This window comes from Roseomonas sp. 18066, assembly GCF_902706185.1.
Taxonomy (GTDB): domain Bacteria; phylum Pseudomonadota; class Alphaproteobacteria; order Acetobacterales; family Acetobacteraceae; genus Pseudoroseomonas.
In genome coordinates this window covers 1-13,990 of record NZ_CACSJM010000078.1, presented here as the reverse complement: position 1 = coordinate 13,990, position 13,990 = coordinate 1, and the positions used below count along the sequence as shown (strand labels likewise).

Annotated in this window: 16 protein-coding genes and 1 tRNA gene; 8 read left to right on the top strand and 9 right to left on the bottom strand. The window is 72.8% G+C overall.

All coding sequences use genetic code 11. From position 1 onward, the window contains the following. Nucleotides 1-9: 9 nt before the first annotated feature. On the bottom strand, nt 10-603 hold the full coding sequence (locus tag GVN67_RS16465; RefSeq protein ID WP_159997886.1) for a hypothetical protein: 594 nt from the start codon (nt 601-603) through the stop codon (nt 10-12). A gap of 444 nt (nt 604-1,047) precedes the next feature. Between GVN67_RS16465 and GVN67_RS16460 the strand changes: the two genes are divergently transcribed. Both GVN67_RS16460 and GVN67_RS16455 read left to right on the top strand, forming a co-directional pair. Beyond that, nucleotides 1,048-2,244, top strand: a complete 1,197-nt coding sequence (locus tag GVN67_RS16460; protein ID WP_159997884.1) for a M20 family metallopeptidase — start codon at nt 1,048-1,050, stop codon at nt 2,242-2,244. Between the two features lie 75 nt (nt 2,245-2,319). After that, on the top strand, nt 2,320-3,303 hold the full coding sequence (locus tag GVN67_RS16455) for a ketopantoate reductase family protein (protein ID WP_159997882.1): 984 nt from the start codon (nt 2,320-2,322) through the stop codon (nt 3,301-3,303). On the opposite strand, the gene gluQRS is transcribed toward GVN67_RS16455, so the two are convergent. Then, nucleotides 3,285-4,145 (bottom strand): tRNA glutamyl-Q(34) synthetase GluQRS, encoded by an 861-nt coding sequence (gene gluQRS / locus GVN67_RS16450; RefSeq protein ID WP_159997880.1) that lies wholly within the window; start codon nt 4,143-4,145, stop codon nt 3,285-3,287. The two genes, GVN67_RS16455 and gluQRS, sit on opposite strands and share 19 nt — an antisense overlap. Nucleotides 4,146-4,195: 50 nt before the next feature. Here gluQRS and GVN67_RS16445 point away from each other — a divergent pair, with 50 nt between their 5' ends. Next, entirely contained in the window at nt 4,196-4,864 is a 669-nt protein-coding gene (locus GVN67_RS16445) for an alpha/beta hydrolase (protein ID WP_159997878.1), read from the top strand. 300 nt (nt 4,865-5,164) lie between these two features. Beyond that, the gene (locus tag GVN67_RS16440) at nt 5,165-5,695 is read left to right on the top strand and encodes an HNH endonuclease (RefSeq protein WP_159997916.1); all 531 of its coding nucleotides are present in this window, start codon (nt 5,165-5,167) and stop codon (nt 5,693-5,695) included. A 1-nt stretch (nt 5,696) separates the two neighbouring features. Here GVN67_RS16440 and GVN67_RS16435 read toward each other — a convergent pair whose 3' ends face one another. Genes GVN67_RS16435 through cysE form a run of 3 tightly spaced genes read right to left on the bottom strand, consistent with a single transcriptional unit; the run spans nt 5,697 to nt 7,853 of the window. After that, on the bottom strand, nt 5,697-6,392 hold the full coding sequence (locus tag GVN67_RS16435; RefSeq protein WP_159997876.1) for a hypothetical protein: 696 nt from the start codon (nt 6,390-6,392) through the stop codon (nt 5,697-5,699). Between the two features lie 55 nt (nt 6,393-6,447). Further along, nucleotides 6,448-6,990, bottom strand: a complete 543-nt coding sequence (locus tag GVN67_RS16430; RefSeq protein ID WP_159997874.1) for a disulfide bond formation protein B — start codon at nt 6,988-6,990, stop codon at nt 6,448-6,450. Beyond that, nucleotides 6,990-7,853 (bottom strand): serine O-acetyltransferase, encoded by an 864-nt coding sequence (gene cysE, locus GVN67_RS16425; RefSeq protein WP_235035335.1) that lies wholly within the window; start codon nt 7,851-7,853, stop codon nt 6,990-6,992. The genes GVN67_RS16430 and cysE overlap by 1 nt, the downstream gene beginning before the upstream one ends. Before the next feature lie 214 nt (nt 7,854-8,067). On the opposite strand from cysE, the gene GVN67_RS16420 reads away from it, so the two are divergent. From GVN67_RS16420 to GVN67_RS16405, 4 genes are all read left to right on the top strand, one after another. After that, nucleotides 8,068-8,688, top strand: coding sequence for a glutathione S-transferase family protein (locus GVN67_RS16420; protein WP_159997872.1), 621 nt, complete (start codon nt 8,068-8,070; stop codon nt 8,686-8,688). Between the two features lie 52 nt (nt 8,689-8,740). After that, nucleotides 8,741-8,824, top strand: a tRNA-Leu gene (locus tag GVN67_RS16415). A 67-nt stretch (nt 8,825-8,891) separates the two neighbouring features. After that, nucleotides 8,892-9,137 carry a type II toxin-antitoxin system ParD family antitoxin gene (locus GVN67_RS16410; RefSeq protein ID WP_159997870.1) on the top strand — a complete coding sequence of 82 codons (246 nt, stop codon included), beginning with the start codon at nt 8,892-8,894 and terminating at the stop codon, nt 9,135-9,137. Beyond that, nucleotides 9,134-9,427 carry a type II toxin-antitoxin system RelE/ParE family toxin gene (locus GVN67_RS16405; RefSeq protein ID WP_159997868.1) on the top strand — a complete coding sequence of 98 codons (294 nt, stop codon included), beginning with the start codon at nt 9,134-9,136 and terminating at the stop codon, nt 9,425-9,427. The genes GVN67_RS16410 and GVN67_RS16405 overlap by 4 nt, the downstream gene beginning before the upstream one ends. Nucleotides 9,428-9,436: 9 nt before the next feature. On the opposite strand, the gene GVN67_RS16400 is transcribed toward GVN67_RS16405, so the two are convergent. The 4 genes from GVN67_RS16400 to GVN67_RS16385 form a co-directional block, all read right to left on the bottom strand. After that, on the bottom strand, nt 9,437-11,116 hold the full coding sequence (locus GVN67_RS16400; protein ID WP_159997866.1) for a peptidoglycan -binding protein: 1,680 nt from the start codon (nt 11,114-11,116) through the stop codon (nt 9,437-9,439). Between the two features lie 32 nt (nt 11,117-11,148). Next, nucleotides 11,149-12,321: a flagellar motor protein MotA gene (locus tag GVN67_RS16395; RefSeq protein WP_159997864.1), complete on the bottom strand. Its 1,173-nt coding sequence runs from the start codon at nt 12,319-12,321 to the stop codon at nt 11,149-11,151. Beyond that, entirely contained in the window at nt 12,318-13,019 is a 702-nt protein-coding gene (locus tag GVN67_RS16390; RefSeq protein ID WP_159997862.1) for a hypothetical protein, read from the bottom strand. The genes GVN67_RS16395 and GVN67_RS16390 overlap by 4 nt, the downstream gene beginning before the upstream one ends. A gap of 107 nt (nt 13,020-13,126) precedes the next feature. Then, complete coding sequence (locus GVN67_RS16385; RefSeq protein WP_159997860.1) at nt 13,127-13,972, bottom strand: inositol monophosphatase family protein; 846 nt, start codon at nt 13,970-13,972, stop codon at nt 13,127-13,129. Nucleotides 13,973-13,990: the final 18 nt, after the last annotated feature.

Genomic DNA, 13,990 nt, shown 5'->3' with positions numbered 1-13,990 from the left:
TCCGCGCCCTCAGAAGACCGGCCAGACATTCACGCGGATGTCGAGCTCGTAGATGAAGACCCACCAGCAGAGCGCCAGCAGAAACACCACGCAGGCCAGGACGCCGACCGGCCGGTGCGTCGGATCGGCGAAGGCCGAGACGATGACGAGCGCGGTGATGGCCAGCATCAGGCCACCCTGCTCCAGCAGGATGCCGAAGACGCACATGGCCAGCAGGATCATCGCCAGCTGGCGCCAGCCCGGGCTGATGGCGAGCACGGCGAAGCCGATGCTCAGGGCGATGCCCAGGGCGTACCAGTTGGCCGACAACGCCGGCATCGCCGCCAGCAGCGGATAGGCCACCAGGGTGACGCCGATGCCGACGAACAGCGTGACGAAGTCGAGCTTGGTCCATTTCTCCAGCGGGTCGGTGCCGCCGAAGAAGGCGCCGACCAGCACCAGGGCGCCCAGCACCAATTCGAGCCAGAACACCAGCATCGGCATGTAGCCGGGGCCCATGCGCCGCGCCGAGCCCAGTGTATGCTCGGTGTTCAGCCACAGGCCGATGACCGCCAAAGCCACCAGCAAAATGCCGGAGGCAAGGTCTTTTGCGTTGATCCTCATGCCGATTCCTTCTTGAACCCCACGCGCGGCAGGCACGTGCCCGTCATCGTCACCCATGCGAAAGGCCGCGGCACCGCGCCGCGGCCATCTGACCCTGTGGCCAGCCGAGATAGAAGGTCCTGCGCGGAGGCGCAGGCCCGGTCGAGGTCAGAATGCAGGCTGTGCGTCAGGTGACAAGCCGCAATGAACAGAGGGCGCTGCAACGGCCCCCGCGTCCGGAATCTTGGCCGGACCGCATGATCCGGATTTGCCCCGAATCCCCATTTACGGCACCGGCACCCAATTCCACCCCTCCCCCCGATGCGGATTGCGGGGCAACCTATGGCACGGAAATGTGCGGCGGCAAGGCACCATCCATTTATTAACAAAAGTTCACCTTCGCTGCGACGCAACAAACGATACCAATGCCATGCCGCGCCCTGCTGAAATGGGAAGTTCACCGAGATGACAAACGAATTTCTGTTCAATGACCCGTCGGGGCCGCTGCGACAGGCGGCGTCGACGCTGGCGCCGCAGCTGATCGCGCTGCGGCGCGACATCCATGCGCATCCCGAGCTGGCCTTCGAGGAGGTGCGCACCGCCGGGCTGGTGGCGGCGGAGCTGACGCGGCTGGGCATCCCGCACCGGACGGGCATCGGGCGCACCGGCGTGCTGGGGCTGATCGAGGGCGGCCAGCCGGGGCCGACGCTGGCGATCCGGGCCGACATGGACGCGCTGCCGATCCATGAGGAGACCGGGCTGGGCTTCGCCTCGACCATCGACGGCAAGATGCATGCCTGCGGCCACGACATCCACACGGTGACGCTGCTGGGCGTCGCCGCCATCCTGAAGGAGCTGGCGCCGAGGCTGGCCGGCCGCGTCGTGCTGGTGTTCCAGCCGGCGGAGGAGACGCTGCAGGGGGCGGCGGCGATGATCGCCGATGGCGCCGCCGAGGGCATCGACATGGCGCTGGGCTTCCACAACCAGCCGGAATACGCGGTGGGCCGATTCGCCTATGTGCGCGGCGCGTGCCTGGCGGCCTCCGACCTGTTCGACCTGACGCTGCGCGGCCGCTCGGGCCATGCAGCGCATCCTTATGCGGCGGTCGACCCGATCGTGGCGGCGGCGCATTTCGTGACCCAGGCGCAAACGGTGGTTTCGCGCGAGGTGAAGCCGCTGCATCCGGCGGTGGTCACCATCGGCCAGTCGGTGGGCGGCACCACCTACAACATCATCCCCGAGCGGGTGCATCTGAAGGGCACGGTGCGCACGCTGCACACCGAGGCGCGCGACCTGGCCGAGGCGTCGCTGCGGCGGCTGATCGCCGGCATCGAGACGAGCATGCGGGTGAGCGCCACGCTGGAATACCGCCGCATGGTGCCGCCGCTGGTGAATGCCGACAGCGTGCTCGACCCGGCGCTGGCCTCGCTGAACGCGCAGTTCGGCGCCGAGGCGGTGTCGGAAGGCCAGCCGAGCATGGGTTCCGAGGATTTCTCCGCCTTCGCGGAGCGCGTGCCTTCGGTGCAGCTGTCGATCGGCTCCGGCACGGCCGGCCGCGACGACCGCCTGCACAATGCGGACTACCAGCCGGACGAGGGCTGCATCCCCGCCGGTGTCGAGGCGCTGTCCCGGGTCGCCCTGGACCTGCTGACGCGCCGCTGAGAGTTAGAAAAAAGAGGGGGGTCCGGGGGAATTCCTTCCCCCGGCCTTTTTTCTTTCTGTGTTGGGACGGGTGACATGAAGATTTGCGTATTCGGTGCCGGCGCGATCGGCGGCCATGTCGCGGCCCGCCTGGCCTTGGGCGGCGCGGAGACGTCGGTCGTGGCGCGTGGCGCGCAGCTGGCGGCGATCCAGGCGAATGGCCTGACGGTCGAGGCGCCTGACGGCACGCACAAGCTGCGGGTGGCTGCCGGCAGCGCGGCGGAGCTTGGCCCGCAGGATGCGGTGATCGTGACGGTGAAGGCGCCGGCGCTGCCGCAGGTGGCGGAGGCGATCGCGCCGCTGCTGGGCCCCGACACCACGGTCGCCTTCGTCATGAACGGCATTCCCTGGTGGTATTTCGACCAGCATGGCGGCGCGCTGGACGGCCGCCGGCTGCCGGCGATCGACCCGGGCGACGCGCTGCGCCGGACGGTGGGCGTCGCGCGGACGCTGGGCGGGGTGGTCTATTCCGCCTGCACGGTGACCGAGCCCGGCGTCATCAAGGTCGAGCATGCCAACAACCGGGTGATCCTGGGCGAGATGGACGGCCGCGACTCGCCGCGGGCGCAGGCGATCGCGGCGATCCTGTCGAAGGGCGGCATCTCCGGCGAGGTGACGGCCGAGATCCGGCGGGAGATCTGGATGAAGCTGATGGGCAACCTGGCGCAGGGACCCTTCACCATCCTGTCGCGGCAGGGCATGGCCGGGACCCTGGCCGACCCCGCGGTGCGGGCGGCGATCCGGCGGGCGATGCAGGAGGCGATGGCGGTGGCCGCGGGCCTCGGCCAGGGCTTCGAGTTCGAGCTGGACAAGCGGCTGGCGAGCTCGTCGAAGCTGTCGCACAAGCCGTCGATCCTGCAGGACCTGGAGCTGGGCCGGCCGATGGAGGTCGAGGCGCTGTTCCGCGTGCCGCTGGAGCTCGCCCGGCTGGCGGGCGTCGAGACGCCGACGCTGGACCTGTCGGTCGGGCTGGCGACCCAGGCGGCGATGGCGGCGGGGCTCTACACGCCGGCAGCCTGAGGGGCGAGGGCCATGGCGCGGACCTGGTCCGGGCTGTGGCCGGCTTCCCTCAGCGCGGCGAGGGTGGGCGCCTTATCGCGCTTCGACAGGCGCCGGCCGTCGGCGCCGAGCAGCAGGGGATGGTGGGCGTAACGCGGCGCGGGCCACCCCATCAGGTGCTGCAGCAGCCGGTGCAGGTCGGTGGCCGGCAGCAGGTCGACGGCGCGGGTGATGCAGGTGACGCCTTGCCGCGCGTCATCATGGGTGACGCAGAGATGGTAGCTGGCCGGCGTGTCCTTGCGCGCCAGCACCACGTCGCCGAAGCGGGCCGGGTCGCAGCGCCGGCGCGCCCCATGCTCCAGGAAGGCGAGGGGGCCGGTCGCCTGGGCCAGGGACGCCGCCATGTCGAGACGCAGCGCATAGGCTTGGCCGGCCTCGATGCGGTCGGCGCGCTCTGACGCCGACAGCCGCCGGCAGGTGCCCGGATACAGAAGGCCATCCGGCCCATGCGGGGCATGGCCGATGGCGGCGACCTCGCGGGCGATGTCGGCGCGGGTGCAGAAGCAGGGGTAGAGCAGGCCCTGGTCCGAGAGCTGGTTCAGCACGGCGCGATAGTCGGGAAGGTGTTCGGACTGGATGCGGACGGGGCCGTCCCAGTCGATCCCCAGCCAGGCCAGGTCCTGCAGGATGCCGGCGGTGAATTCCGGCCGGCAGCGCACCGGGTCGATATCCTCGATCCTCAGAAGAAAGCGGCCGCCGGCGGCGCGGGCGGCGCGCCAGCCCAGCAGGGCGCTGTGGGCATGGCCCAGATGCAGGGCGCCCGTGGGGCTGGGGGCGAAGCGCGTGACGAAGGTTGCGGCCATCTCCGATCGCGCGTAGCGGATGCCGCCTGATCGCAGCAAGGGGGTGCCGCATGGCCGCGTTGGATGGGTTGCGCTGGGGGCCGGCCTCGGGCGGCGCGCCGAAGCTGATCGTCTTCCTGCTGCATGGCTATGGCGCCGACGGCAACGACCTGATCGACCTGGCGCCGAGCTGGGGCGAGGTGGTCCCCGAGGCGCTGTTCATCGCCCCGCATGCGCCGCTGCCCTGCGAGGCCGGGCCCTATGGCCGGCAATGGTTCAGCCTGCAGGACCGGCTGCCGGCGCGGCTGCTGGCCGGGATCCAGCTGGCGCGGCCGCTGCTGGACCGCGCCATCGCCGGGGAATGCGCCGCCGCCGGCCTGCCGGAAAGCGCCGTGGTGCTGATGGGCTTCAGCCAGGGGGCGATGATGGCGCTCGACACCGGGCTGCGCCGCGCGGTGCCGCCGGCCGCCATCCTGGCCTATTCCGGCCGGCTGATCGGGGAAGAGCTGCTGGCCGCCGAGCTGCAGGGCCGCCCCGAGGTGCTGCTGGTGCATGGCGAGGCGGACGAGGTGGTGCCGGTCGGCGCCAGCCGCTCGGCCGAGGCGGTGCTGCGCGCGGCCGGGGTGCCGGTCGAGGCGGTCTATGTGCCGCGGCTGGCGCATGGGATCGACGATGCCGGCCTGTCGATCGGCGGGCTGGCGCTGCAGCGGGCGGCGGCGCGGCTGGAGGCGACCGCCTGAGGCAGGCCCGGGCGCCAGCCTGCCAAGCGCCAGCCTGCCAAGCGCCAGCCTGAGTGACAGGGCTGTGAAACCAGCGCGGCGGGCTGTTGCACAGGCTGCGCGAGGCTGGCATGACTCCAGGGCACACCGGCGGCGCCACGACATCTGGGGCCTGCCCGCCCGGTCCGGCCCCAGGGGTTGAGGCGCGCAGCTTGAAAGGAGCGGCGCTTGCCTGACGGTTTGGCTGTTGCTGGCCAGGGCGGGTCATCCCCCGCCGGCCAAGGCGGAGGTCCGGGTGCCGCTCTCGGCAGCTTTCCGGCGCTGGTGCTGAATGCCGATTTCAGGCCGCTCTCCTATTTTCCGCTGTCGCTCTGGTCCTGGCAGGACGCCGTCAAGGCGGTCTATCTCGACCGCGTCTCGGTGCTGTCGGAATACGAGATGGAGGTGCGCTCGCCGCGGCACCGGCTGCGGCTGCCCAGCGTCATCGCGCTGCGCGACTATATCCCCTCGGCGCGGCGGCCGGCCTTCACCCGCTTCAACGTGTTCCTGCGCGACAGCTTCTCCTGCGTCTATTGCGGCGAGGAGCGGCCGACCCAGGAGCTGACCTTCGACCATGTTATCCCGCGCAGCCGCGGCGGCCGGACGTCGTGGGAGAACGTCGTCACTGCCTGCGGGCCCTGCAACCTGCGCAAGGGCTCCAAGCTGCCGGCCGAGATCCGCATGTTCCCCCGCCGCGCGCCGCGCCAGCCGACGGGGTGGGAGCTGCAGGACAATGGCCGGATGTTCCCGCCCAACTACCTGCATGAAAGCTGGCGGGACTACCTGTACTGGGACACCGAGCTCGAAGGGTAGCTCAGACCCGGCGCAGCCCGTCGGCGCGGCGCGGCGGCGGCGTCTCCTCCCGATGCGGCGCGACCGGCGCCGCCGCCGGGTCGGGCGGCAGGCCCAGCAGGCTTTCCATGGCGCGGCCGCCGAACTCGGCCAGCACGCGCGCAGCCTGCGCGGTGGCCCCGGCATCGTGGCGGGTGATCATCTGCATGCGCACCACTTGGCCCTCCAGGCTGCCGGCGCAGGTCAGGTTGCGCAGCAGGGCGACCTGTTCCCCCTCGGGCCGGGTCAGGCGGATGTCGATGCAGCGCAGCAGCGGCCCGGCGCCGCGGCGGCCGACCAGGAAGTCGGGGCCGCGCTCGGCGATGGTCTGCGGCAGGGCGCTGGCGAAGGCGAAGCTGGCGGCGGCCTCGGCATCCAGCCGGTCGCGCAGCGGCCCGGCCCCGGCGCCGGTGGCCAGCGCCGCGCGCTCGGCCGGATCGGCGGCCGGCTGCAGGGTGACGCGGATCACCGGCCCGTCCGCCGCCTGGTAGGGGCGCAGCAGCATGCCGGCCGGCGGCGCCAGGGCGAGCGCCGGGTCGAAGGCGGTGAAGCCGTTGATCTCGGGCGGCAGCCGGTCCAGCAGGCTGGACGCTGCGGGCGGGCTCGCGGCCGGTGGCGTCGCCGCGACGCAGCCGCCGAGGCCGAGCAGCAGCAGGGGTAGCAGCAGGCGGAAGGTCATGCGGCGGGGGTCCCATGCGCGGCCCCGGCCATCATGCGCCGCCCGCCGGCGGGCGTCAGCGGCCTTCTACGCCAGGACCTTCCGCGCTGGGACCTTCCGCGCCGGGACCTTCCGCATCGACGGGCGCCCGCTTCGCCACCCAGAGCGCGAAGCCGCCCAGCCCCAGCGCGTAGAGCAGGTTCATCGCCGCCATCGACACCGGCAGGCCGGGGATCAGGAAGGTGGGCTCGTCGCAGGGCTTGGCCGGGGTCGGCGCCAGGCTTGCCAGCATGTCGTCCACCGTGCGGGCGGCCCCCGCATTCGGCGCGGCGCAGCCGGGCAGGGGGGAGGGCCACCAATGCGCCTCGACGCCGACATGCACCACGGCGACCACGCCGGAGGCCAGCGCCGCGACGCCGGCCAGCGCCGTCAGCACCCGGGCCAGCCGCGGCTGGCGCATCGCCATGACCGCCATCAGCGCCAGCAGGGCGGCGACCCAGTAGGGGCCGCGCTGCCACAGGCAGAGCAGGCAGGGGTTCAGCCCGCCCCAGCGCTCGCTGGCCATGGCCAGCAGCGGGGCGGCGGCGGCGAGCAGCGCCACCAGCAGCGAGAGCGGCATCAGTCCTCGTTCGGGTCCAGCAGCTGGTCCATGGCGCGCGACGGCTCGGCGCAGGCCTGGCCCACCACCCGCGCCGGCACGCCGGCGACGGTCGAGCCCGCCGGCACCGGCTTCAGCACGACGGAGCCGGCGGCGATGCGGGCGCAATGCCCGACCTCAATATTGCCCAGCACCTTGGCGCCGGCGCCGACCAGCACGCCCTGGCGGATCTTAGGATGGCGGTCGCCGCCCTCCTTGCCGGTGCCGCCGAGCGTCACGCCCTGCAGGATCGAGACATTGTCCTCGATCACCGCGGTCTCGCCGATCACCAGCCCGGTGGCGTGGTCGAGGAAGATGCCGCGGCCCATGCGCACCGCCGGGTGGATGTCGGTCTGGAACACGACGGAGCTGCGCGATTGCAGCCACAGCGCCAGGTCGCGCCGGCCCTCCATCCACAGCGCATGCGCCAGCCGGTGCGCGCAGAGCGCGTGGAAGCCCTTGTAGTAGAGCAGCGGTTCCAGCGCGCGGCTGGTGGCCGGGTCGCGGTCGACCACGGCCATGATGTCGCTGCGCACCGCCTCGCGCAGCGAGGGGTCCTCGTCCAACGCGCGCTCCAGGCTGCGGCGCAGCAGGGTGCCGGGCAGGTCGGCATGGTCCAGCCGGTCGGCGACCCGGCTGGCTAGCGCCGATTCCAGCGTGTCGTGCTGCAGCACGGCGGCGTGCAGGAAGCCGGCCAGCTCCGGCTCGCGCAGGGCGGCGGCCTCGGCCTCCAGGCGGATGCGCGACCAGACCGGGTCCAGGCTGTCGGTTTCCAGGCAGCCCGCCTCGAGCGGGGCGTCCCGGCGGACCTCCTGCGGCAGCGGCGTGTGCAAGACCTGGTTCATGCGGAAGCTCCTGAGGCGGCGCGCCGGAAGCCGGGCCCGGCGGCGCCGCGGCGGCGCCCCCGATCCCCAACCCATGACGGGCCGCCGCCCGGGTGGCGGGGGCCTGAAGCCTGAACCTTGTCCCGCAGCGGCCGCGGGTCAAGCGCTAGGCTGGCTGGACCGTGTGGCGCCGCACGCATAGCCTGCCCATGCCATGACACAGCGGGAGCAGGCGATGCCCATTCTCTGGGGCCGGTCGAACAGCAGCAATGTGATGAAGGTGATGTGGCTCTGCACCGAGCTGGGCCTGGCGCATGACCGGCGCGACGCCGGCGGCGCCTTCGGCGTGACGCAGGGGACTGACTTCCTGGCGATGAACCCGAACAGCCTGGTGCCGGTCTGGCAGGAGGATGACGGCTGGGCGCTGTGGGAGAGCAACGCCATCCTGCGCCACCTGGCCGCGACCCGCCCGGGCGGCGAGGCGCTGTACCCGGCCGATCCCCGCGCCCGCGCCGGCGTCGAGCGCTGGATGGACTGGCAGCTGGCGCATCTCACGGCGCCGATGGTCACGATCTTCTTCACCCATATCCGCATCCCCGAGGCCGAGCGCGACTGGCCGGCGACGGAAGCAGCGCGCCTCAAGGCGGCGGCGCTGTGGAGCATGGTCGAGCGGCAGCTGGAGGGGCGCGACTTCCTGGAAGGCGGCTTCAGCCTGGCCGACATGGCGCTGGGCATCTTCGCGCATCGCTGGTTCGCCCTGCCGATCGAGCGGCCCGACCTGCCGCGGCTGCGCGCCTGGTACGACCGGCTGCGCCAGCGCCCGGGCTATGCTCCCGTTTTGGCACCGATGACCTGATCGAGGCCCCGTGACGGCCGCGCTGGCATCGGCTATTGCGGGGGAGCCTTTCGCGGGTGTGGTGAAATGGTAGACGCGCCGGACTCAAAATCCGGTTCCGAAAGGAGTGTCGGTTCGAGTCCGACCACCCGCACCAAAGGCCCCCATCCGGCTTGAAGCCATGCCAGCCGTTGGTACATATTGGTACTGCACGGGAGGCGCCGATGGCCCGCAACACGTCCATGTCCCTTGGCGAGCACTTCGCCGACTTCATCGACCGCCAGGTCGAGGGCGGCCGCTACGGCTCGGCCAGCGATGTGGTCCGCGCCGGGCTGCGGCTGCTCGAGGAGAACGAGGCGAAGCTCGCCGCGCTGCAGACCGCGCTCGCCGACGGGGAGAAATCCGGCCCGGCGACCGCTTTCGACTTCGACGCCTTCCTGGCCCGGAAGCGCGGCGCCACGCCCGGGTGAGCGGCTTCCGCTTCACCCCGGCGGCGCAGGCCGATCTCGACGATATCTGGGACTATACGCTGGACCGCTGGGGCGGGATCCAGGCGGAGCGCTACCTCCTCGCCATCCGCGCGCTCTGCGACAGCCTGGCCAACGGCGCCGTGCCGGGTCGCGCCGTGGACCGCATCCGCCCCGGCTATCGCGTGGCGCAAGCCGGCGCCCACCTGCTGTTCTTCAGGCGGTCCGGGGAGGGCGTGGTGGAGGTGATCCGCATCCTCCACCAGCGCATGGACGTCTCCCGCCAGCTTTGAGCCGAGGGCTCAGCGATCCGTCAGCCGCAGCTCGATGCGGCGGTTGCGGGCCAGGGCTTCCGGCGCGTCGCCGCCTTCCAGCGGCTGGTATTCGGCGAAGGCGGTGGCGGCGACGCGGTTGGCCGGCAGGCCCTCGCCGATCAGCAGCTGGGCCACCGCGATGGCGCGGGCCGAGGACAGCTCCCAGTTGCTGGCGAAGCGGCCGCCGCCGCGGATCGGGCTGCGATCGGCATGGCCATCGACCCGCAGCACCCAGGCGAGATCCGCCGGAAATTGCCGGCTGATCTCCAGCAGCACCTGGGCCAGCGCCCGCATCTGCGTCTGGCCATTGGCCGAGAGCTCGGCGCTGCCCACCGGGAACAGCACCTCGCTCTGGAAGACGAAGCGGTCGCCGACGATGCGCACCTCCGGCCGGTCGCCCAGCACGCTGCGCAGCCTTCCGAAGAAGTCGGAGCGGTAGCGCTGCAGCTCCTCGACGCGGGCCGCCAGCGCCGCGTTCAGCCGCTGGCCGAGGGCGCTGATCTGCGCATCCTTGTCTCGGCCCGAGGCTTCCTGGGCGTCGAGCAGGCCAGCGACGCGGGACAGCTCGGCGCGCAGCTCGGCCAGGCGCTGGGTCAGCAGCGCGACCTGGGCGCGGGCGCTGTCGGCCAGGCGGGCATGCTCGCCGCCCTCGGCCTCGGCGCGGCGCTGGGCCTCGGTCGCGGTGGTGGAGGCCGCCTCGGCGCGGCGCTGCGCCTCGGTGGCGGTGGCGACGGAGGCTTCGACGGTGGCGCGGCGGGCGGCCTCGGCGGCGGCCAGCGCCTCGGCGGCGCTGCGCGCCTTCTCCTGGTCGCCGGCGCGGGCCAGGGCGGCGGCGGCGCGGCGCTCCATCTCGTCGCGCAGCGCGGTCAGCTGCTGCAGCTGCAGGTTCAGCCGGGCGATATCGGCCAGCCGCGCCTCGATGGTGGCGCGGTCGGCGGCGACGGTGCGGTTGATCGTCTCCAGCTCGCGCCGGAGCGTCGCCAGCGCGGCTTCGGCCGCCGCCAGCTGCTGCCGCGTCGTGGTCAGCTGCGCCAGGTTGCCGTCGCGGTCGGTCTCGGCGGTGCCGGCGCGGGCCTGGGCGGCGGCAAGCTGGCCGCGGGCTTCGGTCAGCGCGGCGCGCTCGGCTTCCAGGGCACGGCGGGCCTCGGTCAGGTCGCGCAGCGTCTGGGCGCTGCCGCCGCCGATCGCCTCGGCCCGCGTCTGCGCCTCGGCCAGGCGCTGCTCGAGCGCGGCGATGCGGGCGGCGGCGCCGCCGGCCGAGAGGTCGAGATCGGCCAGCCGCGCGGCCAGCCGGTCACGCTCGCCGCGCAGCACCTCGCGCTCGGCGCCCTGGCGGTCGCGCTCCTCGCGCAGGCCGGTGAGCTGGGAGAGGGCGGTGTCGCGCGCGGCGGCCGCGCCGCGCAGTTCTTCGGTGAGGCGCGACAGGTTGCCGCGCAGCTCCTCGCCCTGGCCGCGCTCCAGGGCCAGCAGTTCTGCCAATTCAGAAACCTGCCGGTTCAGCCGGTCCAGCGCCTGGTCGCGCGACGACAGGGCGACGGACAGAAAACCCTGCGCCAGGACGAAGACCAGCAGAACGAAAATAATGACCATCAGCAGGGTGGACAGGGCGTCCACATAGCCGGGCCAGGCATTCGGCTGCTCCCGTTGGCCGCGGCGTCCGAGGGCCATGGCTCAGGCCTCGCCGGCGAAGGCGCGCGGCATCAGCGCGGGCCTTCCTCGGCCAGGGCCGCGATGGTGCGGGCCAGGATCTTGATCTCGCCGCGGATCTCGGCGGTGGATTGCGCCCGGCCCTGGGCCACGTCCTCGCTCATCCGCGCCAGATAGACCTCGATGTTGCGCAGATGCGCGCGCGAGGCGTCGTCGATCGCCGAGGGCGCGTGGCTCGCCGCCTGCACGGCATGCGCCTGCGCCTCGGTCAGCCGGGCGATGGCGGGCGCCAGGCCGGACTGGGCTTCCGCCATGCGCTGCATCAGCACCTGGTTGGCGCGCATCTGGTCGGCCATGATCGACAGGCGGTCGGTCAGGGTGTGCAGCGCCTGGGCCGAGGCGGCGCGGCCTTCCTCGCCGCGCGACATGATGCGCTGCAGGTTCTCGAGGTTCTCCGCGGTCTGCTCCAGCAGCGCCTGGACATAGGCGGGGACCGAGCCGCTGCCCTCGCCATCGCCGCCCAGCACGCCCGACGACAGCCGGGTCACGCCGGCCAGCCATTCCTCCAGCTCCGAATAGAAGCGGCTTTGCGCCTGGCCCGCGGTCAGATCGAGGAAGCCCAGCACCAGCGCGCCGGCGAGGCCGAGCATCGAGGAGGAGAAGGCGATGCCCATGCCGGCCAGCGGCTGCGCCAGGCCCGACTTCAGCTGGTTGAACAGCTGGTTCAGGTCGCCCGAGCCCACCGACATCGAGTTGATGACATCGGCCACCGCCCCGATGGTCAGGATCAGCCCCCAGAAGGTGCCGAGCAGGCCGAGGAAAAGCGACAGGCCCGTCACGTAGCGCGACAGCTCGCGGCTCTCGTCGAGGCGGGAGCCGATGCCGTCCAGCAGGCTGCGCATCACGGGGGCCGAGAGCGACAGCCGGTCGCCGCGCCGCGCCGCGATCATCGAGGCCATCGGCGCCAGCAGCCGCGGTTCCGGCCGGGCGGCGGCACCCGCCTTGGGGGCGCGAAACCCTTCCAGCCACTCGACCTCGGGCTTCAGGCTCATCACCTGGCGGATGTTCCAGCCGACGCCGAGCAGCAGCACCACCAGGATCACCGCGTTGAGCAGCGGATTGGCGGCGAAGGCGGCGGTCAGCTCGGCCGAGAGCAGGGCGCAGAGCCCCAGCACGGCGGCGAGGAAGACCAGCATCCGCAGCAGGTAATGGGTCGGGCGGGTCATGGGCGGCTCTGGCTCTGGGTCTGGGTGCTGCTGGGGGGCGTCCCGCCGGCGGCGCGGCGGGCGCTGGGCGGCAGCAGCTCGATGGCGTCGCGGGCCTCGGCGGTGCGGCCGAGCGGGCGGATGTCGATGCGGGTGCCGTCCAGCCCGCCCTGCTCGAGGATACGGCGGATCGCCTGGCCATGCGCCAGCGAATCGCGGCGGGCCAGCGACACGTCGTCCTCCGGCCGGGCGACCTGGGCGACGATGGTGACGCGGCCCTCGGTGCTGTCGGCCAGCCAGCGGGCGATGCCGGTCAGCGCGGCATGCGACGGCGCGTCGGCCAGGCCGCGGGCCAGGCTGCCGGACAGGCGCCAGCCGCTGCCGGGCAGCGTCTCCATGCCGCGGGCCAGCGGCAGGCTGGGCTGCGGCAGCGGCTCGGAGGGGCGGGGCGGCTGGGTCAGGTCGGGCGGCTGCGGCGCGGCAGTGGCGGGGTCGGCCGGCAGCGGCGGCTCGGGCGCCGCGCCATTGCCGTTGCTCTGAACCGGCTGGGCCTGAACCGATTGGGCCTGGCCCGGCTGGGCCTGAACCGGTTCGGCCTGGCCCGGCCGGGCCTGGCTGGGCGCCGGCGGCGTGGTCGCCCCGCGTGGCGCGGCCTGCGCCCCCGGGGGGGCGAGCAGCATCAGGAAGGCAGCGAGGAGGAGGGGGGGCGGGGCGCGCATTCTGCGCCGCACCCTAGACCACAACCCCGGCCGCGGGAAACGCGGCCGGGCCGGAAGAATCGCGGTGGCGCGCGGAATTCCGGCGGGTTTTCCGCCCGCCGGCAGCCTCAGCCCTCGGCGCGGGCGCGCTCGACCAGGGCGATGCCCTCGATGACCACCTCGCGCAGCTTCGGCTGCAGCAGCGGGTTGCCGGCGATGACATTGCCCGTGGGATAGGGGTCGGCGCCGTCCATGTCGGTGGCCAGGCCGCCGGCCTCCTTCAGGATCACCAGCCCGGCGGCGATGTCCCACTTGTTGAGGCCGAGCTCCCAGAAGCCCTCGTAGCGGCCGGCCGCGGTCCAGGCCAGGTCGAGGGCGGCAGCCCCCATGCGGCGGACGCCGGCGACCTGCGGCATCAGCCGCGCCAGGGTGGCGCTGAACTCGGCCTTGCGCTGGATCTTGGCGAAGGGGATGCCGGTGGCGAAGACCGCCTGGATCATGTCGCGGCGGCCGGAGACGCGCAGCCGGCGGTCGTTGAGGAAGGCGCCGACGCCCTTCTCGGCCCAGAACAGCTCGTCGGCGGCGGGGTTGTAGATGACGCCGGCGACGATCTCGCTGGTGGTCTCGCTCAGCCGCTTCTCGATGCCGATCGAGATCGCCCAGTGCGGGATGCCGTGCAGGAAGTTGGTGGTGCCGTCCAGCGGGTCGATGACCCAGCGCCATTCCCAGTCATCGGCGCCGGTCTCGCCGCCTTCCTCGCCCAGGAAGGCGAAGTTCGGGCGGGCGCGGCCGAGCTCGGCGCGCAGCGTCTCCTCGGCGCGCAGGTCGGCCTGGCTGACGAAGTCGCCGGGGCCCTTCATGCTGACCTGCAGCTGCTCGACCTCGCCGAAATCCCGCAGCAGGCGCTTGCCGGCCTTCTGGGCGGCGGCGACGACGACGTTGAGGGCGGGCGAAAGGCGGGCAGAAGGGGCCACGGCGGGGCACTCCGGAAG

Bases quoted from the DNA above. Each gene is read 5' to 3' on its own strand.
- gluQRS (WP_159997880.1), bottom strand. From the start codon at position 4,145: ATGGCCGCAACCTTCGTCACGCGCTTCGCCCCCAGCCCCACGGGCGCC.
- GVN67_RS16400 (WP_159997866.1), bottom strand. From the start codon at position 11,116: ATGGCCCTCGGACGCCGCGGCCAACGGGAGCAGCCGAATGCCTGGCCC.
- GVN67_RS16455 (WP_159997882.1), top strand. From the start codon at position 2,320: ATGAAGATTTGCGTATTCGGTGCCGGCGCGATCGGCGGCCATGTCGCG.
- GVN67_RS16430 (WP_159997874.1), bottom strand. From the start codon at position 6,990: ATGCCGCTCTCGCTGCTGGTGGCGCTGCTCGCCGCCGCCGCCCCGCTG.
- GVN67_RS16460 (WP_159997884.1), top strand. From the start codon at position 1,048: ATGACAAACGAATTTCTGTTCAATGACCCGTCGGGGCCGCTGCGACAG.
- GVN67_RS16395 (WP_159997864.1), bottom strand. From the start codon at position 12,321: ATGACCCGCCCGACCCATTACCTGCTGCGGATGCTGGTCTTCCTCGCC.
- cysE (WP_235035335.1), bottom strand. From the start codon at position 7,853: ATGAACCAGGTCTTGCACACGCCGCTGCCGCAGGAGGTCCGCCGGGAC.
- GVN67_RS16410 (WP_159997870.1), top strand. From the start codon at position 8,892: ATGGCCCGCAACACGTCCATGTCCCTTGGCGAGCACTTCGCCGACTTC.
- GVN67_RS16420 (WP_159997872.1), top strand. From the start codon at position 8,068: ATGCCCATTCTCTGGGGCCGGTCGAACAGCAGCAATGTGATGAAGGTG.
- GVN67_RS16465 (WP_159997886.1), bottom strand. From the start codon at position 603: ATGAGGATCAACGCAAAAGACCTTGCCTCCGGCATTTTGCTGGTGGCT.
- GVN67_RS16445 (WP_159997878.1), top strand. From the start codon at position 4,196: ATGGCCGCGTTGGATGGGTTGCGCTGGGGGCCGGCCTCGGGCGGCGCG.
- GVN67_RS16435 (WP_159997876.1), bottom strand. From the start codon at position 6,392: ATGACCTTCCGCCTGCTGCTACCCCTGCTGCTGCTCGGCCTCGGCGGC.
- GVN67_RS16390 (WP_159997862.1), bottom strand. From the start codon at position 13,019: ATGCGCGCCCCGCCCCCCCTCCTCCTCGCTGCCTTCCTGATGCTGCTC.